This window comes from Stenotrophomonas sp. 99219_Sma (genome assembly GCF_056480785.1).
The window spans coordinates 2,551,271-2,570,038 of the sequence record NZ_CM151117.1 but is presented as its reverse complement, the minus strand read 5'-3'; the positions used below and the strand labels follow the sequence as shown (position 1 = coordinate 2,570,038).

General features: G+C 66.8%; 17 protein-coding genes. 12 read left to right on the top strand and 5 right to left on the bottom strand.

Annotated elements, in window-relative coordinates; translation table 11 throughout:
- Positions 1 to 11: 11 nt before the first annotated feature.
- Positions 12 to 347 (bottom strand): hypothetical protein, encoded by a 336-nt coding sequence (locus ACZK13_RS11820; RefSeq protein WP_121503439.1) that lies wholly within the window; start codon positions 345 to 347, stop codon positions 12 to 14.
- A gap of 201 nt (positions 348 to 548) precedes the next feature.
- Between ACZK13_RS11820 and ACZK13_RS11815 the strand changes: the two genes are divergently transcribed.
- From ACZK13_RS11815 to ACZK13_RS11790, 6 genes are all read left to right on the top strand, one after another.
- On the top strand, positions 549 to 2,165 hold the full coding sequence (locus ACZK13_RS11815; protein WP_049399765.1) for a ShlB/FhaC/HecB family hemolysin secretion/activation protein: 1,617 nt from the start codon (positions 549 to 551) through the stop codon (positions 2,163 to 2,165).
- Positions 2,166 to 2,203: 38 nt separating this feature from the next.
- The gene (locus ACZK13_RS11810; RefSeq protein ID WP_478481707.1) at positions 2,204 to 3,988 is read left to right on the top strand and encodes a DUF2341 domain-containing protein; all 1,785 of its coding nucleotides are present in this window, start codon (positions 2,204 to 2,206) and stop codon (positions 3,986 to 3,988) included.
- 10 nt (positions 3,989 to 3,998) lie between these two features.
- Positions 3,999 to 4,412, top strand: coding sequence for an ExbD/TolR family protein (locus ACZK13_RS11805; RefSeq protein WP_478481706.1), 414 nt, complete (start codon positions 3,999 to 4,001; stop codon positions 4,410 to 4,412).
- Between the two features lie 39 nt (positions 4,413 to 4,451).
- On the top strand, positions 4,452 to 5,117 hold the full coding sequence (locus tag ACZK13_RS11800) for a TonB family protein (protein ID WP_136637921.1): 666 nt from the start codon (positions 4,452 to 4,454) through the stop codon (positions 5,115 to 5,117).
- Between the two features lie 42 nt (positions 5,118 to 5,159).
- Entirely contained in the window at positions 5,160 to 6,905 is a 1,746-nt protein-coding gene (locus ACZK13_RS11795) for a putative porin (RefSeq protein ID WP_478481704.1), read from the top strand.
- A gap of 97 nt (positions 6,906 to 7,002) precedes the next feature.
- Positions 7,003 to 7,332, top strand: a complete 330-nt coding sequence (locus ACZK13_RS11790) for a hypothetical protein (protein ID WP_478481702.1) — start codon at positions 7,003 to 7,005, stop codon at positions 7,330 to 7,332.
- Positions 7,333 to 7,360: 28 nt separating this feature from the next.
- Here ACZK13_RS11790 and ACZK13_RS11785 read toward each other — a convergent pair whose 3' ends face one another.
- The 4 genes from ACZK13_RS11785 to ACZK13_RS11770 form a co-directional block, all read right to left on the bottom strand.
- Positions 7,361 to 7,759 (bottom strand): OsmC family protein, encoded by a 399-nt coding sequence (locus tag ACZK13_RS11785; RefSeq protein WP_478481700.1) that lies wholly within the window; start codon positions 7,757 to 7,759, stop codon positions 7,361 to 7,363.
- A gap of 116 nt (positions 7,760 to 7,875) precedes the next feature.
- On the bottom strand, positions 7,876 to 8,517 hold the full coding sequence (locus ACZK13_RS11780) for a hydrolase (protein ID WP_180838021.1): 642 nt from the start codon (positions 8,515 to 8,517) through the stop codon (positions 7,876 to 7,878).
- Positions 8,518 to 8,571: 54 nt separating this feature from the next.
- Complete coding sequence (locus ACZK13_RS11775; RefSeq protein WP_154263694.1) at positions 8,572 to 9,252, bottom strand: hydrolase; 681 nt, start codon at positions 9,250 to 9,252, stop codon at positions 8,572 to 8,574.
- A gap of 71 nt (positions 9,253 to 9,323) precedes the next feature.
- Complete coding sequence (locus ACZK13_RS11770) at positions 9,324 to 10,190, bottom strand: pirin family protein (RefSeq protein WP_478444701.1); 867 nt, start codon at positions 10,188 to 10,190, stop codon at positions 9,324 to 9,326.
- Between the two features lie 151 nt (positions 10,191 to 10,341).
- Here ACZK13_RS11770 and ACZK13_RS11765 point away from each other — a divergent pair, with 151 nt between their 5' ends.
- The 6 genes from ACZK13_RS11765 to ACZK13_RS11740 all read left to right on the top strand — a co-directional run bounded on the left by ACZK13_RS11765 (position 10,342) and on the right by ACZK13_RS11740 (position 18,662).
- Positions 10,342 to 11,268 (top strand): LysR family transcriptional regulator, encoded by a 927-nt coding sequence (locus ACZK13_RS11765; protein WP_180838019.1) that lies wholly within the window; start codon positions 10,342 to 10,344, stop codon positions 11,266 to 11,268.
- A 185-nt stretch (positions 11,269 to 11,453) separates the two neighbouring features.
- Positions 11,454 to 11,957, top strand: coding sequence for an RNA polymerase sigma factor (locus ACZK13_RS11760; protein WP_049462496.1), 504 nt, complete (start codon positions 11,454 to 11,456; stop codon positions 11,955 to 11,957).
- 82 nt (positions 11,958 to 12,039) lie between these two features.
- Complete coding sequence (locus tag ACZK13_RS11755; RefSeq protein ID WP_478481698.1) at positions 12,040 to 12,993, top strand: FecR family protein; 954 nt, start codon at positions 12,040 to 12,042, stop codon at positions 12,991 to 12,993.
- Between the two features lie 183 nt (positions 12,994 to 13,176).
- Complete coding sequence (locus tag ACZK13_RS11750) at positions 13,177 to 16,299, top strand: TonB-dependent receptor (RefSeq protein WP_478481697.1); 3,123 nt, start codon at positions 13,177 to 13,179, stop codon at positions 16,297 to 16,299.
- 53 nt (positions 16,300 to 16,352) lie between these two features.
- Positions 16,353 to 17,117: a Slam-dependent surface lipoprotein gene (locus tag ACZK13_RS11745; protein WP_032129432.1), complete on the top strand. Its 765-nt coding sequence runs from the start codon at positions 16,353 to 16,355 to the stop codon at positions 17,115 to 17,117.
- Between the two features lie 90 nt (positions 17,118 to 17,207).
- The gene (locus tag ACZK13_RS11740) at positions 17,208 to 18,662 is read left to right on the top strand and encodes a surface lipoprotein assembly modifier (protein WP_180838016.1); all 1,455 of its coding nucleotides are present in this window, start codon (positions 17,208 to 17,210) and stop codon (positions 18,660 to 18,662) included.
- Positions 18,663 to 18,768 lie beyond the last annotated feature (106 nt).

Sequence of the window (18,768 nt, the reverse complement as noted above, 5' to 3'; positions counted from 1 at the left end):
GCTGCGCAGGCTCAACGCGCCGGACGCTGCGGTTCCACCGAACGACCAAAGGCATCGCCCATGCGCTGTCGTGTGCCTTCCAGGTTGTACTGCATCAGCTGGTTGCCCGGCTGCCGCATCAGGCGTTCGGCTTCAGGCAGTGCCGGTGACTTCGCCGATTTCGGCGCCGGGGCCAGTTTGCGTTGCAGGCACTCCCAGGCGGGGATGCGCTCGCCGTTGACCTGTACTTCGATGCACGGCGCGGCATCGTCCTGCTTCTTCGCCTCTCCGGCCCAGGCCGATGGCAACGCCAGCAACAAGGCAAGGGCGAGGGCAGGGCGAAGGCCCGCCTCCAACGACTCACTCATCTTGAATCTCCTGCGAAAACCGACGCTCAGCAATGAAGACGTATGGCGAAGACAGTGTCCGCCTGCAACTGTTCCGGCGCTGTCAAAAGATGACAGTGATGTCACAAAACTATTGGCGGCTTTGACGCGACGTACACGTCCTGTTGGTAGACCCACGCGCCGCTCCCTGGCCACTCCCTTCGATACGACGCGATGCCTTCGATGACTCCTGTTCCGTGCCGAGCCGTCCGCCTTCCGCTGCGCCTGCATCCGCTGGTGCTGGCTCTGGCCGCGATGCCGCTGCCATTGTTCGCGCAGGACGCGGCGCCTGCGCCCAGCGTGAACATCAATGAATACATCGTGCGCGGCAACACCGTGCTCGATCCGCGCCAGATCGAACGTGCGGTGGAGCCGTTCCTCGGCCCGGGCAAGACCCTGGCCGATGTCGAGAAGGCGCGCGATGCCGTCAATGCGCTGTACCAGCAGGCAGGCTACCAGTCGGTCTACGTCGAGCTGCCCGAGCAGCAGGTCAGTGGCGGCGTCGTGCTGCTGAAGGTGCAGCAGACGCCGATCGGGCAGCTGCGGGTCGTAGGCACGAAGCACGAATCGCCCGAACGCATCCGCGAACGCGTGCCGGCACTTGCCGAGGGCAAGGTGCCGGACTTCGACCAGGCGCAGAAGGAACTGACCGCGCTGAATGAAGGTGGACGTCGGCAGGTGATGCCGCTGGTGCGCGAGGGCCAGGTGCCGGGCACGATGGATGTGGACCTGCAGGTCGAGGAGAAGTCGCCGTGGCGTGCCAGCGCGGCGCTCAACAACGACCACAGCGCCGACACCGAGAAGCTGCGCCTGAGTGCATCGCTGGCCTACGACAACCTGTGGAAGCGCGGGCACAGCGCCAACATCGGCGTGTACCTGGCGCCGGAAGATACCAAGCAGGCCAAGGTGTTCTCGGCCTCGTACATGATGCCGTTCGAGGGCACGCCGTGGAGCCTGGAAGCGTCCGGCTACAAGTCCGACAGCCGCGTGCTGAACGCGGGTGGGCAGGTGGGTACCGGCACCGGAACCAATGTAATCGGCAACGGCCATTCGATCGGTCTCAAGCTCAACTATCGACTGGCCGGCAGCAGCCAGTGGTGGCGCCAGCTCAGCCTCGGCGTGGACTTCAAGGACACCGAGGAAGACACGCAGATGGGCAAGGAGAGCCTGAAGACGCCGCTGAAGTACGCGCCGATCACCCTGGCGTTTGTCGGTGTGCGCCAGGGCGAGCAGGATCAGTTGAGCATCAATACCCAGCTGGTGGCCGGTACCCGCCGCCTGTTCGGCTATGGCAGCGATGCCATCGGATTCGGGCAGAAGCGCTACTGGGCGGACCCCAGTTTCATCGCGTTCAAGGCCGATGTGGCCAACACCCACACCTTCGGCAGCGATTGGCAGTGGTACGCGCGCGGCTCGCTGCAGGTGACCGACGCACCGCTGGTGTCGGCCGAGCAGTTCGCCGCCGGTGGCATGTACACCGTGCGCGGCTATCTGTCGGCCGAGGCGATCGGCGACTACGGCGGCCTGGCCAGCCTGGAATGGCGTACCCCGGCGTGGTCGCTGTGGAGCGGCACGGATCTGCGCGTCTACAGCTTTGCCGACGCCGCCTACCTGCGCCTGCGCCAGCCGCTGCCCGAGCAGCGTGACAAGTACAACCTGGCCTCGGTCGGCCTGGGCGCGCAGCTGCGCCTGGGTGAGCACCTGCAGCTGCGCCTGGACTACGCCTGGCCTTATGCCGATGGCCCGGTCACGCGCAAGGACGACCCGCGCCTGCATTTCAACATCAGCACCAGTTACTGACCCTTCCCTTGAACATGCGTTCTCCGGAGACCCTTCGCATGGACCGTTTGCTTTCCCGAGTGTTGTTGCTGCTGGCCGCGCTGGTTGCGCTGCCTGCTGCTGCGGCCGATGCCAATTGGTGGCAGGCCGAATGGAAGTACCGCAAGCCGATTACCGTCGATGCCGGCCCGCAGGGTGCGGGCCTGGCCGGTGACCCGGGCCGTACGCCGCTGCTGCTGCGCCTGCATACCGGCAACTTCGGTTTTGACGGCACCCAGGATGCGGGCAATGACCTGCGCTTCGTCTCGGGTGATGGCCGCACCGTGCTGGCCCACCAGATCGAGCAGTTCGATCCCAAGCTGGGCCTGGCCCTGGTCTGGGTGGACGTGCCGGCGGTCAGCGCCGCGGCGCCGCAGACGATCTGGATGTACTACGGCAACGAGAAGGCCCCGGCCAGCGGCAACGGCCAGCAGGTGTTCGACCCGGACTACACGCTGGTCTACCACTTCGCCGAAGCCAATGCGCCTGCACGCGACGCCACCGCCTACGGCAACAATGCCGGTGCTGTGGTGCCGCCGTCCGAAGGTTCGGTGATCGGCCGTGGCGTGCAGTTGGGCGCAGGCCCGCTGCCGTTGCCGGCCAGCGCCTCGCTGGCACAGGAAGCGGGGGCGCCGTTGACCCTCTCGGCCTGGATCAAGCCGGGCAGCAACAATGCGGCGCAGGCGATCTACGCCCGTCGCGATGGCGCCTCCGAGCTGGTGGTCGGTATCGAGAACCGCGTGCCGTTCGTTCAGCTCAATGGCCAGCGCAGCACGCCGGCACAGCCGATTCCGGAAGGGCAGTGGGCGCACGTGGCACTGACCGCGGAGAAGGGTGCGCTGCAGCTGTACCTCAACGGCCGTGTAGTGGCCCAGCTGAGCGGCGAGCTGCCGGCGCTGGGTACCGCGCCGGTGGTGGGCGCCGATGCGCCGGGCGCGGCGCAGCCGCTGGCCAACTTCGAAGGTGCGCTGGATGAGTTGCGCGTCTCGCGGGTTGCACGTCCAGCCGCGCTGCTGCTGGCCGATGCCACCGCTCAGGGCGCCGACTCGCGCCTGATCAGCTACGGCGCCGACGAGCAGTCGGCCGGCCAGAGCCACTTCGGCTTCATCCTCAAGGCGATGCCGTTCGATGCCTGGGTGGTGGTCGCCATCCTCGGCCTGATGATGCTGATGTCATGGGCGATCATGATTGCCAAGAGCCGCCACTTCGGCCGCACCAGCAAGGCCAACGCGGTATTCACCGAGAGCTTCGGCAAGTTGTCCGGTGTGCCGCTGCGCACTCTGTCCGAGATGGACCGCCAGGGCAAGGCGCCGACCGCGATGCATGACGGCTCGCTGTGGCGCATCTACCAGGTGGCCATCGATGAAATGCAGCAGCGCCACCAGCGCGATGGCAACAGTGGCTACCTGAGCGGTGCCACCATCGCCGCGATCCGTGCCTCGATGGATGCGGTGATGGTGCGCGAGCAGGAAGCAATGGCACGGCGCATGAACTGGCTGTCGACCACCATCGAAGGTGCGCCCTACGTGGGCCTGTTCGGCACCGTGATCGGCATCATGCTGGTGTTCGTGGTGGCGGCGATGGCCGGCGCGGTGGACATCAACTCGGTGGCGCCCGGCATGGCCGCGGCGCTGCTGTGTACCGCTGCCGGCCTCGGCGTCGCGATTCCGGCGCTGTTCGGCTATAACTACCTGGGCGCGCGTGCCGAGGCGATCGGCGCCGACATGGCGGTGTTCATCGACGAGTTCGCCGCGCGCCTGGCCGAAGAGCAGGACGGGCGCGGCCCGGCCGCGGTCCAGGGCTGAGGGGCGCGCCATGGGCCAGAAGGCGAAGTTCGGCATCAAGAAGCGCGAGAAGGGCATCAACGTGACGCCCTTCGTGGACGTGTTGCTGGTGGTGCTGGTGATCTTCATCCTGACCAGCAACGCCTCCATTCCCGGCATCGAGGTCAACCTGCCGAAGGCCAGCAACATCACGGCGTTGGAGAAGCCTAAGACCAAGGCGATCACCATCGACCCCAGCGGCCAGGTGTTCCTGGATGCCTACCCGGTGACCATGGCTGAGCTGGAAGACCGCCTCCGTACCGAGCGCGCGACCACACCGGACTTCCCGGTGATCGTGCGCGGTGACGCACAGGTGCAGTACGCCCGCGTGGTCGAGGTACTGGACCTGCTGCGGCGGCTGGAGCTGGCCCAGGTCGGCCTGGTCACCGGCAAGGCGCAGGGCTGAGGCATGACGGCCCATCAACCCCCTCGGCCGGAGTCCGGCATGCGCGGTCGCCAGTTGCTGGTGACCGTCGCGCTGGTGCTGGCCGCCTTGCTGGTACTCGGCATCGCGGTGTGGTGGCTGCTGTTCAAGGACACCGCCAGCACCCGTCGGCCGGTGGTGCAGCCGCCGATGCTGGCACTGCCCCCGCCGCCTCCGCCGCCACCGCCGCCGCCGGAAAAGCCGCCGGAGCCGGAAACGCCGCCGGAAGAGACGATGCCCGAGCCGGAGCCGCTGGATCAGCCGACGCCTGCTGAAGAGCCGACGCCAACCCCGGACAACGCTGACCCGGTGACGATGAATGCCGATGCGCAGGCTGGCGGTGACAACTTCGGCATCCAGTCCGGCAGTGGCGGTGGCTCGTCGGGCGTCGGCCGTGGCGGCGCCGGCAATGCCACCTACGGTCGCTACCTCGGCTACCTGATGCAGCAGGCGATCTCGCGCGACGACAAGGTCAAGCGCCTGGCGTTCCAGCTGCAGGTGAATGTGTGGCTGGCCACGGACGGTCGGCTGGAGAAGGTCGAGCTGGTGCGTGGCAGTGGCAACGAGGAGGCCGACGCGGCCGTGCTCGACGCGCTGCGACGCATCGGCAAGGTCGACCAGGCACCGCCGCCGTCACTCGATTTCCCCGCCCGCGTCCTGATCCAGGGCCGCCGGCCCGGGGCCTGATTCCAGACTTCCATGATTCCCCTTCTTTCGATGAGAACCGTGATGAACGACCACGTCCGCGCACGAACCGACTCCCGCCGCCCGCGGCCGGCCCGACGGGCGCTGCTGTGCTGCGCCGTGCTGCTCAGCCTGGCTGCACCGGCCGGTGCGATGGCCGCCGAAACCACCATGGTCAAGCTGATCAAGGGCCTGATCGCCAGTGGTGCACTGAAGCCCGAAGACGGCCAGGCGTTGTTGGTGCAGGCCGAAGCCGAAGCGGTGGCCGCACAACGCACCGCAGCCAGCGGCAGCACGGCCGCCAGCGGTGGCGTGGCCCTGGAAGCCGGCGACGTGCGCGTGCCCTACGTGCCGCAGAGCGTACGCGACGGCATTCGTGACGAGGTGCGCCAGGACGTGATGGCGCAGGCCAAGGCGGAAGGCTGGGCGGCACCCAACGAAGTGGCCGAATGGACCAAGCGCATCAAGGTCACCGGTGACATGCGTGTACGCAGCGAGTCGCGCTTCTACTCCGAGCGCAACAGCGACATCGTGAGCAACTGGGCGTCGATCAATTCCGGCAACGGCTTCGATACGAACACCAACACCAACCTGCAGCTGCCACCGCTGCTCAACACCCGCCAGGACCGCCGCAACCTGTGGCGCATCCGTGCCCGTCTCGGCATCGAAGCGACCATCGGCCAGCACACTACCGCCGGCGTACGCCTGGCCAGTGGCAGCAGCAATGGCCCGGTGTCGACCACCGAACAGCTGGGTGGTGGCCTGAGCAAGAAGGACGTGTGGCTGGACCAGGCCTGGCTGGCCTACAGCCCGGCCGACTGGGTGACCGTACGCGGTGGCCGCTTCGGCAACCCGTTCTGGACCAGTGACACGCTGTTCTCCAACGATCTCAACTTCGATGGCCTGGCCGCGAACCTGAAGTATGACTTCGATGGTGGCGACCTCGACCTGTTCGGCAACCTCGCGGTGGTACCGCTGGAGTACACCTCCGACAGTTCGCCGAGCCAGAGCCGGGTCAAGACCCCGAACGAGAACAAGTGGCTGTCCGGTGCGCAGGTGGGCGTGAACTGGCGCTTCAACGACGACAACGCGCTGCGCGCGGCGCTGGGTTACTACGACTTCAAGAACATCAGCGGCCGCCTGTCCTCGCCGTGCGCACTGTATGCAGGCGCGGTGGGCTGCGACACCGACTGGTCGCGCCCGGCGTTCATGCAGAAGGGCAACACCCTGATGCTGATCCGCGACATCGCGCGCAATCCGCTGGACCCGGCCAACACGCCCACCCCGCAGTATGTCGGCCTGGCGTCGGAATTCCGCCTGGCCACATTGAACCTGCGCTGGGATACGCAGCTGGCGCAGGACATCGGCATGCGCCTGGAAGGCGACTTCATCCGCAACCTGGCTTACGACAAGCAGGCGATGTTCCGCCGAGCCAACAGCGGCATCGTCAACAACTACGGCGCCGGCGGTACTGCCAGCATCGATACCTTCCGCAGCGGCGACACCGCCTGGATGCTGCAGGCCACCTTCGGTGCTACCGAGCTGAAGGAGAAGGGCCAGTGGCAGGCACTGCTGGGCTATAAGCATATCGAGGCCGACGCGCTGCCCGACGCCTACAACGACCCGAACTTCCACCTGGGTGGCACCAATGCCCGCGGCTACTACGTGGGCGGTGCCTACGCGCTCGACGCGCGCAGCTGGATCAGCGGCAAGTGGATGGCGGCCAAGGAAGTGTCCGGCGCGCCGCTGTCGATCGACGTGTTTCAGCTGGAGTTCAACACCGGCTTCTAAGCGGATGGCGTGATGGGCATCACGCGAAGCGTGGCGGGGGCGCAGCGATGCACCCGTCTAAGGAAAGGAGACCACGCGTTGCACAAAGGAGGAATGGATGAGCCGTCGCAAGCTGTTCGAAAGTCCCGAACCGTCCAGCCAGATGCTGGGTGTTGGACCGGCCTATGTTTCAGTGGAGGGCCTGCGCCAGCACCTGGCCGAGTTCCTGCTGTATGCGGGCCGGCCGGTGGTGATCATGCGCGGGCGCAGCGAAGTGGGCTATTTCCTGCCGGCGCGCTGCTGGCGCCAGCGTGACGATGATCCGCTGGCGGCGGCTGCCGCCGACCAGCTGCTGGATGCGGCCGGTTTCCAGGCCGAGGACATCCAGCAGGTGGAGCAGGAATTCAACGCCATGCGCCGGCGCACCGTGCTGCATTCGCGGCGCTGAAGCAGATCCACGCCACGCGTGGATGGGGTTACGCTGCGCCCCCGCGCTCACTGGTGATGCGCGCACCTTCGCGCATCACCAGCGTCACCGGGGTCTTTTCCACCACCTCCAGCAACCGCTGCCACTGCGCATCGCTCAGCTCGGCGCTGGCATGCAGCACGCGGTGCACGTGGAAGCGTCCATCCGCATCGCGTTCCGAACGCAGCTCGGCATGGAACTCGCCCAGCTCCCAGTCCTTGCGTTGCGCGTACATGCGCAGGGTGATGGCGGTGCAGGCGGCCAGCGAGGCCAGGTACAGATCGAAGGGCGCGAAGCCCTTGCCCTGACCGCCCAGCGAGGCGGGCTCGTCCGCGTCTACATCAAAGCTTCCATTGCTGATGTGGTGCAGGTAGTTGTCGCCGGTCGAAACAATGCGCGCGTAGGCCATCACATTCTCCATCTGTCTCTAGCGTCGAGCCACGCTCGACCAAACCCACTGTAGCGTCGAGCCATGCTCGACTGCTCCCAAAGGCGGCGCCAGCCAAGGCCAGCGCCGCCACCCAATCACTCGGTACGATCGTACGAGAACTGGATGCCTGCCGTACCACCGGTTTCGATGAAGAGGTTCATGAACGCCGGCACCGTTTCTGAGCGGGCCCAGTCGCGCTGCAGTTCGCAGAACAGCTGCGGCACGCTGATCAGCTGGCCACCTGCCTGTTCGATGCGGCGCAACGCGGCATCGTGCGCGGCCAGCGAAGTGCCACCGACGGCGTCGACCACCACGTACACCTCATAGCCTTCCTTCAAGGCGTCCAGCGCCGGGAAAGTCAGGCAGGCTTCGGTCCACAGCGCGGTCATGATCAGCTTGCGACGGCCGGTGGCTTCCACCGCCTGGCGGAACTCGACGTCTTCCCAGGAATTGATGGTGGTGCGGTCGTAGGTGGGGTAGTCGCCCAGCACCTTGCGCAGCTGCGGAATCGGCGGCTTGTTCAGGCCGGTCTTGACGTTGACCGTCGAATGCACGATCGGCAGACCGTAAGCCACAGCGGCCTTGGCGGTGCCGACGATGTTGTTGACCAGCAGCTGGCGGTCCATCGAGGCGATGGAGTTCACCTGCACCGGCTGGTAGTCGATGATGATGAAGGCGGAATTCTGCGGGGTCAGCAGGTGGTCGCTGGCCGGGTCGCGGATCGGTTCACTGGACATGGTGGGTCTCCGGTTGGGAGGGGGCCGGCGGCTGGCCGGCACCCCGGGGGCAGCTCAGCTGCGCTGCGAATCCAGCTGCTCGTGGTTCTTCTGCACGTCCTGCGCCTTCAGGTAGCTTTCGATCAGCAGCTGGTAGTTCGGGAAGATCTTCGTGTAGACCTCGGCCCACTGCTGGGCATCGTCGCGGTTCCAGCTGCGCTGGATTTCCGAGGCCACCGCGGCGGTGTCCATCGGCACCACGCCGGCCTGCACCACGCGGGCCAGGGTGATCTCTTCGGCCATCTTCGAATAGGTGCCCGAGGCATCGATCACCGCGAACACCTGGTAGCCATCGGCCACGGCGGCGATCGACGGGAAGGCCATGCACACGCTGGTGATGGTGCCGGCAATGATCAGCTGCTTGCGGCCGGTAGCCTTCACCGCAGCAACGAACTCAGGGTTGTCCCAGGCATTGATCTCACCCTTACGCGCTACATACTGGGCATGCGGGGCGGCCTCATGGATCTCCGGAATCAGCGGACCGTTCGGGCCCTGCGGGACCGAGGCGGTGGTGATCACCGGCATCTTTGCCAGCGTGGCCATCTTCGCCAGCGCAGTGGCGTGGGCGCGCACGCTGGTGAATGGCATGTCACCGATGGTCTGGAACAGGCCGCTCTGGTGGTCGATCAGCAGCATCGCGGCGTTGTCCGGATCGATCACCGGGCGGGCACCATTGAAGTTGGCGGGGGTACTCATGGTCAGTCTCCTGGGGAAGGTGGGCGTTGGCCCATTGGCGCGACGGGTCATCGCCCGCCGCGCGGAAGCGCTCAGTGCGCGATCCGGCCGAAACGGCCGCTGTTGAAGTCGTTGACCGCCTGTGCGATCTCGGCCTGGCTGTTCATCACGAACGGGCCATAGCCCACCACCGGCTCGTCGATCGGCTCGCCGCTGAGCAGCAGCACAGTGGCGTCGCTGTCGGCGTCGACGAACACGTCCTCGCCGCTGCGATCGAAGGTGACCAGCTGCGCCTCGCCGACCGGCTGGCCGCCGTTGATCCGGACCGAGCCCTTCAGCACCACCACCGCCAGCGTGCGGCCATCGGCCACCGGCAGTTCGGCGTGGTGGCCCTGCTGCAGGCGGATGTCCCAGACATCCATCGGCGTGTGGGTACGTGCCGGACCGGCGTGGCGGTCGAAGCGGCCCGCGATGACACGCACGCGGCCGGCGCCCTCAGGCAGATCCACCGAGGGGATCTCTGCGTCAAGCAGGGTCTGGTAGCCCGGTGCGCCCATCTTGTCCCGCGCCGGCAGGTTGACCCAAAGCTGGACCATGTCCAGCGTGCCGCCGCGCTTGCTGAATTCCGGTGTGTGGAATTCCTCGTGGAGAATGCCGGAGGCCGCCGTCATCCACTGCACGTCACCCGGGCCGATGGTGCCGCCGGCACCGGTCGAATCGCGATGCGCGACCTCGCCCTCATAGACGATGGTGACCGTCTCGAAACCGCGGTGCGGATGCTGGCCGACCCCACGCGGGGTATCGCTGGGGGCGAAGGTGTACGGGCCGGCATAGTCCAGCAGCAGGAACGGGCTCAGGTGCTGGCCGTGGGTGTTGTAGGAAAACATCGAGCGGGCGGGGAATCCATCGCCCACCCAGTGCGGGCGGGGGGCGCTGTAGGTACCGGTGACACGCTTCATGGCGATCTCCTGGCCGGGGCTGCCGGCCGCTGTTCTTCGTTGCAGGAGACGATATCGCCGCGACAATTGGGCCGGTAGACGCCAATATTTGCCGTCATAGTCCCATCTGGTGAACAATGGCGGCAGGCCGTGGGCCGCAGGAGATCGCCCCGTGTTCATCGCAGATATCCGCCGTTGTGACCTCAACGACCTGTTCTATTTCGCCATGGTGGTCGAGCACGGCGGCTTCTCGCAGGCCGGGCGGGCGCTGGCGATGCCCAAGTCGAAACTGAGCCGGCGCATCGCGCTGCTGGAAGAACGGTTGGGCGTGCGCCTGATCCAGCGCTCGACCCGGCGTTTCTCGGTCACCGAGGTCGGCCAGGACTACTACCGCCATTGCAAGGCAATGCTGGTCGAGGCGGAAGCGGCCGAAGAAGCGATTGCGATGTCACGCGCCGAGCCGCGCGGCACCATCCGCCTGGCGTGCCCGATCGCGATCCTGCACGCGCGCATCGGCCCGATGCTGGCCGACTTCCTGGCCCTGCATCCGCAGGTGACGATGCAGCTGGACGCCACCAACCGCCGCGTGGACGTGGTGGGCGAGGGTGTGGACGTGGCGATCCGGGTAAGGCCGCCGCCATTGGAAGACAGCGACCTGGTGGTGCGCGTGCTGGCACGCCGGGTCTGGTGCACCAGTGCCAGCCCGGCGCTGCTGCAACGGTTGGGTACGCCGCAGGTGCCGGCCGACCTGGCGATGATGCCGACCGTCGATCTGGCCTCGCCCAGTCAGCAGCATGTGTGGGAGTACATCGGGCCGGACGACGTGCAGGCCAGCGTGCATCACCGCCCGCGCCTGGTCAGCGATGACATGATCGCGCTGCGCGCAGCCGCGGTGGCCGGGGTCGGGCTGTTGATGCTGCCGCGGATGATGATCACCGATGAGCTGGACAGCGGCGCGCTGGTGCCGGTGCTGCCGGAGTGGGTGCCGAAGCACGGCATCGTGCATGCGGTGTTCCCTTCGCGGCGTGGGCTGCTGCCGGCAGTGCGTGCGTTGATCGATTACCTCGCCGAGCGTTTCGAGGCGTTGGACGAACCGTAGGCTCCGCATCCACGCATGGCGTGGATCTACTGGATCCGGCGCCGCCTGGGAGATCCACGCCATGTGTGGATGATCCTGGTGCCGCGCGACAGGCTTTCGCTTGCCGCCTGCGGCCGCGCAGCCCACAATCCATGTCCGGACCGTCGCCATCACGCCCATCATTCCCCGGTCCGGCCTTGGCACCTATGTCTCCCAATGCCCTGGCGCTGGTCGAGCTGCTGATCCGCGAGCGCCGTGCGTTGTCTCGCTTCATCGCGCGCTATCTCGACCCGGCCAGTACCGAGGACACCCTGCAGAACCTGTACCTGAAGGCCAGCAGCGTGCCCGGTGATCCACCGATCCTGGAGCCGCGCGGCTATCTGTACCGGATGGCCTATCACCATGCGCTCAACCGCAGCCAGGCCGACGCCCGCGAGCGGCGCGCGATGGCCGAGTACGCCGCCGACATGGCCGAGGCGGGCCACGACGGCGAGGCCCAGGCACTGGACCAGGCACAGCTGCGCGAGATCACCCAGACCATCCTCGCGCTGCCAGCGCAGGTCCGCGAGTGCTTCGTGCTCAACCGCTACCTGGGCCTGAGCGAGCGCGAGATCGCGACACGGCTGGGTATTTCCAAGAGCCTGGTCGGCAAGCATGTGCTGCGCGCGGCACTGTTGATCCAGCAGCACCAGCAGGGAATGCATCGATGAGCGGCGATTGCAGTGGGCAGATCGCGCCCGCCGTTGTCACAACAGGAAAGCGCACCCGTTCGTGGTGCGGCAGGCCACAACCATGACCACGTCCGAACCCTCGCCGCGTCAGGCCAGGCAGGCGTTGCGCTGGGTGATCCGGTGCAGTGCAGGCCCGCTGCCGGAACGCCAGCAACGAACCCTGCAGCGCTGGCTGCAGGCCGATCCACGCCATGCGCTGGCCTGGCGCCAGCAGACGGCGTTCTGGCGGGGGCTGGATGCCGCCGGGCCCGAGGTGCTGGCGGCGCTGCCCGAGCTCACCACCGATCGCGAGGGCCTGCGCCCGATCGCGCCGCGCCGCCTGCCATGGCTGCTGGCCAGTGCCGCCGCTGTGGTTCTGATGGTCGCGGCCGCACCGCAGGCGCTGTTGCTGGCACGCAGTGACCTGCGCAGCAGCGATACACCACGCGTGGTGCAGCTGGAAGACGGCAGCACCGCCGTGCTCGATGCGGGCACCGCATTGGCGGTTGCGTTCGATGGCCAGCAGCGGCACCTGCGCCTGCTGCGCGGCCAGGCCTGGTTCCAGGTGGCCCATGAGGCGCGACCGTTCCAGGTCGAGGCGGCGGGCGGCCTGGTCCGTGACATCGGTACTGCCTTCAGTGTGTCGATGCTGGATACCACGGTCACCACCCAGGTCAGCGAGGGTGTGGTCGACGTGCGTCCGGGCGATGGCAGCGTACAGCGCCTGCATGCGGGGCAGTCACGCGTGTTCCGTGACGGTCGCTGGCTGCAGTCTGTGCGGCTGGAAGATCCCGAGGCCGTGGCGCCATGGCGGCGGGGCGAGGTAGTGATCGATGATCAGTCGGCCACGCAGGCCATCGCCGATCTGGCGCGCTACCATCGCGCCCCGGTCTGGGTACTGGGTGGGCAGGGTGCAGGCGTACGGGTCAGTGGCTTGTTCCACCTGCGGCAGCCGGAGACGGCCATCGATGCGGTGGCCGCGCAGGCAGGACTGCGAGTGCAGCGCTTGCCCGGCGGCGCGCTGGTGGTGTGGTGAGGCCCGCGCAGCACCTGGATGAACGGGCCGCATGAAAAAAACATGAAAAAAGCCGTGGGCACCTGCAGTGTCCCGCTGTCTATAGAGGTATAGCCAGAGCGAAACACCGTTTTTCCTCAAGCCAGACACACCACCGGCACCGGATGTGCCCGTGGTCCAGCCACGCTTGAGGAGTTCCTGTCCATGCCGTCCACGGCATCCGCCTGTCATCGTCGCGCCACCGTTCTGGCCCTGGCCGTTTCCACCGCATTGCTGCCGCTGGCCTGGGTGCCGACCGTGCAGGCACAACCGGCGATCGTCGCGCCGCTGCGCCAGTACGCCATTCCGGAGCAGCCACTGGCTGATGCCGTACGTGCCTTTGGCCGCCAGGCCGATGTGCAGGTGGTGTTCCGCAGTGACCTGGTGGAGGGCCGCCGCTCCAGTGCGGTGAGTGGCGAGTACAGCCAGATGCAGGCCCTGCAGCAGCTGTTGCGCGGCAGCGGCGTGCGTGCACAGCGCGGCATGGACGGTACCTGGAGCCTGCGGGCCGCAGCGGAGGCGGGTGAGGGCGAAGGGGTGCGGGTGACCGAAACACTGGACGTGGCCGGTCGCCTTCAGTCGGAAGGGGGTGAGGCCCGCGATCGGCGTGGCTACGACGATGTGTTCGCGCTGGACATGACCACGGCGTATTCGGGGCGCGACCGGGTGGAACGTTACCGTGGCTCCAATCCGGCCGACGTGGTCAAGGATCTGGTCGGTGTGTTCAGTGGCGATGCGCGCAACAGCGGCGCGCTGGACGTCAATATCCGTGGCATCCAGGGGCCCGGGCGGGTGCCGGTCAGCATCGATGGCGGCGAACAGGCGCTCACGGTCTGGCGTGGCTACAACGGCGTCAGCAACCGCAACTACATCGATCCCAACCTGATTGGTGGCATCCAGGTCATCAAGGGGCCAGGGCTGGTGCGCGATGTGCACAGCGGGATCGGTGGTGCGCTGGTGATCAAGACCATCGACGTTGACGACATTGTTGCTGCCGGCGAACGCTTCGGCGGGGAGCTGAAGATCGAAGGCAGCAGCAATGCGGTCGCGCCACGCCTGCCGCGCCTGCACACCGGCGAGGATTACCGCACGGTGCCGGGGTTCCCGCAGGGCTCGCCGAACTCACCCTATGACGACCGCACCCTGGTGGTGCCGGTGAAGTCGCGCAGTGGCAACAACCCCTTCGATGGCGAAGACCAGGCCTGGCGGTTGGCACTGGGCGTACGCGGCGACAACGTCGACCTGATGGCTGCCTACGCCTGGCGCAAGCGCGGCAACTACTTCTCCGGCAGCAAGGGGGGCGCGTACTACGACCAGGACCGGCGCGAGCAGTACGAGTACCAGGGCATCGACTACATCACCACGCTGGCGCGTTACTTCAAACCGGGCGATGAAGTGCCCAATACCTCCAGCGAACAGGAGTCGTGGCTGGTCAAGGGAACCTGGCAGATCAACGACGACCAGCAGCTGAAGGCCACCTGGCGGCGCACGCTGTCGCACTACGGCGAGATCATGCCGTCGCGCATCCTGTCCGCGCCCGACTACGGACGCATCCAGTGGCCGCTCAGCCGGGTTGCGTCCGATGCCTGGAACCTGGAATACCGCTTCCAGCCGGCCGGCAGCCGCTGGCTGGACCTCTACGCCAACCTGTGGCGCACGGAGACGGACAGCGATACCTACAGTGCTGGCGGCTTCCCGAACTTCGCAGTGGGTAATCCGGCTTGGAACCCGGACGCCAGCCCGATCCTGCGCAACACCGCGCTGGCCAACGCGCGCAACGACCGCACCGGCCTGATCCTGAGCAACCGCTTCGCCCTGCATTCGACCCTGGACCTGACCGTGGGTGGCAACTGGCAGTACGAGAAGCTCGGCTCGAGCGATCCGTACTTCGGTACCACCGATGGCTGGCGCATGTTCCCGCGTGCCGGGCGCCGACAGGAGGGCGAGGGCTACCTCACCCTGGAGTGGCGGCCGGTTGACTTCCTTACCCTCAATGCAGGCGTGCGCTACAGCCGCTACTGGGCCTTCGACGATTTCCTCGAAGCGCACCCCGAGCTGCTGACCAAGGGCGTAGGTGGCAAGGAGGCGCAGTACACCGTGAACGAGTTGCCGCCCCGTCCCGCCAATCTGCAGGCCCGCATCGACGCGTTGGAAGCACGCCGCGCCGTATGGGAAAAGCGCGGCATGGGCTGGTTCATCGATGACAGCATCCGTGCCTTGCTGGCGCCGTACGAGACGCCGCGTCCGGTCAGGTACACGCGGCCCTGGCTGCCCGATGCCGATGGCAACTACACCCGCGCCGGCAATCCGTGCCTCAATGGCGAAGTGGCGGCCATTCCCGGCGTGCAGCCGGTGTTCGCCGGCAGCGACCAGGTCTGCAACATCGGTAACAGCGTACAGTCGCAGCCGGTCGATGCACGCAACAGCCGCCGCCGCGACCATGCCTGGCTGCCGACCTTCTCGGCCACTGCACACCTGTCCCCGGCCGCCCGTGCCTACGTGCGTTACAGCGAAGCGGTGCGCTTCCCGAGCATGTTCGAAAGCACGATCGCCTTCTCCGGCAGCCTCAATCCGCTGCATGCGCTCAAGCCCGAGCACGCCTACAACTACGAAGTGGGCTACGTGCACAACCTGTCGGCCCTGTTCGGCAACACCGCCGATGCCGACGTCAAGCTGGCGTACTACGTGCACAAGACCCGTGACGTGATCGAGCGCGATGGCAACTTCCTGTTCGACAACATCGACAAGCAGACCATCCGTGGCATCGAACTGCAGGCCCGCTTCGACAACCGGCGCTTCTTCACCGATCTGGGCATCACCCGCACGCTGGAAAACGAGGTGTGTGACGAGAGCACGGCGGTGCTCCTGGATGCGAACCGCGGCCTGGTCCCGAACTGCGTGCAGGATGGTTTCGTCGGTGGCTACCTGCTGACCCAGGCCATTCCCAAGCTGTCGATCAACTGGTCGCTGGGCACGCGCCTGTTCGATGAACGCCTGGAGCTTGGCAGCCGCATCGTGCACTACCAGCGCCACGAGAACCCTGATCTGCAGGCCTACCGTGACCGTTTGCTGAGCGGTGGCAGCGGCCTGCTCTGGCAGAACGTGCCGTTCACCTGGGGAAACATCACCACCGTCGATGCCTATGCGCGCTGGCGCTTCAACGAGCATGCCAGCGTCGAACTGGTCGGCAGCAACCTCGGCAACCGCTACTACGTCGATCCAGCCACGCGGTCCACGCTGCCGGCTCCGGGTCGCACCCTGAAGCTCGGCGTCACCGCACGCTTCTGATCTCCCACCTTCAAGCGTTGTACCCGTAGTTCCCTCAACCAAGGAGCAATACCATGAAAATGATCTCCCGTTCGGTTCTCGCCGTTGCTGCCTCGCTGGCTCTGGTCGGTGCCGCGCATGCTGCCGATATCGTCGGTGCCGCCAGTGCCAAGACCGATGCCGAGCTGTATGTGGCGGTTGGCGAATCGCAGGTCAATGGCGGCCCGCACCGCGCTGGCAAGGCCGGTATCGGTGTCGGTACCGTGTCCCAGGCCAAGCCGGTGGACTTCCAGGGCCTGAGCGCCTACTCGGCACCCACCACCGTCAATGGCGTGACGGTACGTACCCTGGCCATGCCGATCACCGGCGCACCGGGCAGCCACGCCGGCATGGGCCACTTCAACTTCGTCAAGGTCGGCAGTGGCGATGTCTGGTTCGGTGAGTGGTCCAAGGATGGCGCCGCCGGTGGCTTCAACAACCGCCAGGTCTACTTCGTCGGTGACCGCGCCGGCACCACGTTGCCTGCTGGCGTGGCGTCCTACACCGTTGCTGGCCTGAACAAGTTCAACGGCAGCAACCTGCTGAGCGGCACCTTCGACGCCGACTTCGGCGCCGGCACCCTGGATGGTGCGCTGTCGGGCAACGGCCTGAACCTGGCCATCGTTGCCAACATCAACAGTGCCGACGCATCGTTCGCCGGTTCGGCCACCGCCAACGGCAGCGTTGCCGGCACCACCCAGGGGCAGTTCTTCGGCGCCAACGCGGCCGCCCTGGCCGGTATCGCCACCTTCAGCGGCAACAGCCAGTACGACACCGCCTTCGGCGGCAGCAAGAACTGATTGCCACGCCCCTGACGGGGCAGGGCAGGGACAAGCCGCGATCCGCCAGTCCCTGCTTCGGCCCGCTGCATGCACCACCACGGATCGACCATGCGCCATCCCATCTTCCTTGTCGTACTGCTGCTGGCGGCCGCCGACGTGCGCGCCCAGCAGGACGATCTTCGCCGCGTGCTCGAACAGGGCACCGACCTGCGCCACCAGCAGCAGGACCAGCAGCGCCTGCAGCAGGCCGAGTCGGAGCGACCGACCATCACCATCGACGGCCAGACCCTGCGCGTGGAGCGCACGGTCGATGATCTGGGCCAGGCGCTGTACCTGTCGCTGCAGCATCAGCAATGGGGCGCCGCGCAACGCTTCCTGGATGAATACATCGAACTGCCTGGCCACGACCCGTTGCTGCGCCACTATGCGCAGGGCGGCCTGGCGCGGGTGGCCGGCAATCACCATCGCGCGGCCAACGAGTACGAGGCGCTGCTGGAGGCACAGCCGGATTTCCTGCCGGCCCGCCTTGAACTTGCGCGCGTCTACGCCGAAGACCAGCGCGATCGCGATGCGGTGGCGTTGTTCACGGCGATCGCGGATGCCATCAGTGCCGATGACCCCGCCACCGCAGGTGTACGCGGACGGGTGGACGCCTATCTGGCTGCGCTGCAGGCGCGCCAGCGCTGGAAAGGCGCGCTGTCCGCCGGCCCGGCATGGAGCGACAACATCAACCGCAGTTCGGCCAGCCGCACCTGCCTGTTCGGGGTAGGCGACACCTGCATCATTCAGCGCAATCTTCCCGATGCCCAGCGCGCCATGGGCCTGGACTACGACGGTAACCTCGAACGTCGCTGGGCCTTGAAGGGCCACCATGGCGTGTACGTGCGTGGCCTCGCATTCGGCCAGGCATGGCGTGGGCACAGCGCCTACAACGAGCTCAATGCCAACGTGCAGGCGGGTTACAGCTGGCGTAGCGCACGGCATACCCTGCAGATCGCCCCCAGCTATGACTATCAGGGCCTCGGCAACCGGGCCCTGCAAGGCGGTAGCGGGCTGCATGGCGAATGGCAATATGCGCTGGACGCGCGCAGCCTGCTCAAGCTGGAGGCCGACTGGAAGCGCCAGCGCTATCGCCAGCGTGGCCTGGCCAGCAATTACGACGGTGAGCTGGCCGCGGTGTATGCCACCTGGTTCCGTGCGCTCAACCCGCGCTGGACCCTCTTTGCCGGGCTGGACCTGAGTGACAGCAGCGCCGCCAACCCAGCCAACGGCTATCGCCAGCGCGGCGTGCGGCTGGGTGCAGCGCGGCAATGGAGTGGCACCACCGCCACCGTATTCGTCTCGTTGCGCGAGCGCGACTACGACGCGTGGAGTCCGCTGCTGGAGGCGCGGCGTGAGGACAGCGAACAGAACCTGATCGCCATCGTGCGCAGCGAGCGCCTTGCCGTGGCCGGGCTGGTACCCAGCCTGAGCCTGCGCTACGCGCGCATCGACAGCAACGTTGGCTGGCTGTACAGCCACGACCGCAGCCTGCTCAGCCTGAAGTGGGAGCGGGCCTTCTGAACACGCCGCTGCAATGCCGCGGTGAACGGGCCGTGGCCACGATCTTCATCCATCATCACGCGCTCTTGTAGCCCGGTTCGCGCATCCTGCGGGCGTTGCGGCAGAG

Bases quoted from the DNA above. Each gene is read 5' to 3' on its own strand.
- ACZK13_RS11820 (WP_121503439.1), bottom strand. From the start codon at position 347: ATGAGTGAGTCGTTGGAGGCGGGCCTTCGCCCTGCCCTCGCCCTTGCC.
- ACZK13_RS11810 (WP_478481707.1), top strand. From the start codon at position 2,204: ATGGACCGTTTGCTTTCCCGAGTGTTGTTGCTGCTGGCCGCGCTGGTT.
- ACZK13_RS11785 (WP_478481700.1), bottom strand. From the start codon at position 7,759: ATGGCCTACGCGCGCATTGTTTCGACCGGCGACAACTACCTGCACCAC.
- ACZK13_RS11800 (WP_136637921.1), top strand. From the start codon at position 4,452: ATGCGCGGTCGCCAGTTGCTGGTGACCGTCGCGCTGGTGCTGGCCGCC.
- ACZK13_RS11780 (WP_180838021.1), bottom strand. From the start codon at position 8,517: ATGTCCAGTGAACCGATCCGCGACCCGGCCAGCGACCACCTGCTGACC.
- ACZK13_RS11770 (WP_478444701.1), bottom strand. From the start codon at position 10,190: ATGAAGCGTGTCACCGGTACCTACAGCGCCCCCCGCCCGCACTGGGTG.
- ACZK13_RS11815 (WP_049399765.1), top strand. From the start codon at position 549: ATGACTCCTGTTCCGTGCCGAGCCGTCCGCCTTCCGCTGCGCCTGCAT.
- ACZK13_RS11740 (WP_180838016.1), top strand. From the start codon at position 17,208: ATGCGCCATCCCATCTTCCTTGTCGTACTGCTGCTGGCGGCCGCCGAC.
- ACZK13_RS11775 (WP_154263694.1), bottom strand. From the start codon at position 9,252: ATGAGTACCCCCGCCAACTTCAATGGTGCCCGCCCGGTGATCGATCCG.
- ACZK13_RS11760 (WP_049462496.1), top strand. From the start codon at position 11,454: ATGTCTCCCAATGCCCTGGCGCTGGTCGAGCTGCTGATCCGCGAGCGC.
- ACZK13_RS11755 (WP_478481698.1), top strand. From the start codon at position 12,040: ATGACCACGTCCGAACCCTCGCCGCGTCAGGCCAGGCAGGCGTTGCGC.
- ACZK13_RS11805 (WP_478481706.1), top strand. From the start codon at position 3,999: ATGGGCCAGAAGGCGAAGTTCGGCATCAAGAAGCGCGAGAAGGGCATC.
- ACZK13_RS11745 (WP_032129432.1), top strand. From the start codon at position 16,353: ATGAAAATGATCTCCCGTTCGGTTCTCGCCGTTGCTGCCTCGCTGGCT.
- ACZK13_RS11795 (WP_478481704.1), top strand. From the start codon at position 5,160: ATGAACGACCACGTCCGCGCACGAACCGACTCCCGCCGCCCGCGGCCG.
- ACZK13_RS11790 (WP_478481702.1), top strand. From the start codon at position 7,003: ATGAGCCGTCGCAAGCTGTTCGAAAGTCCCGAACCGTCCAGCCAGATG.
- ACZK13_RS11750 (WP_478481697.1), top strand. From the start codon at position 13,177: ATGCCGTCCACGGCATCCGCCTGTCATCGTCGCGCCACCGTTCTGGCC.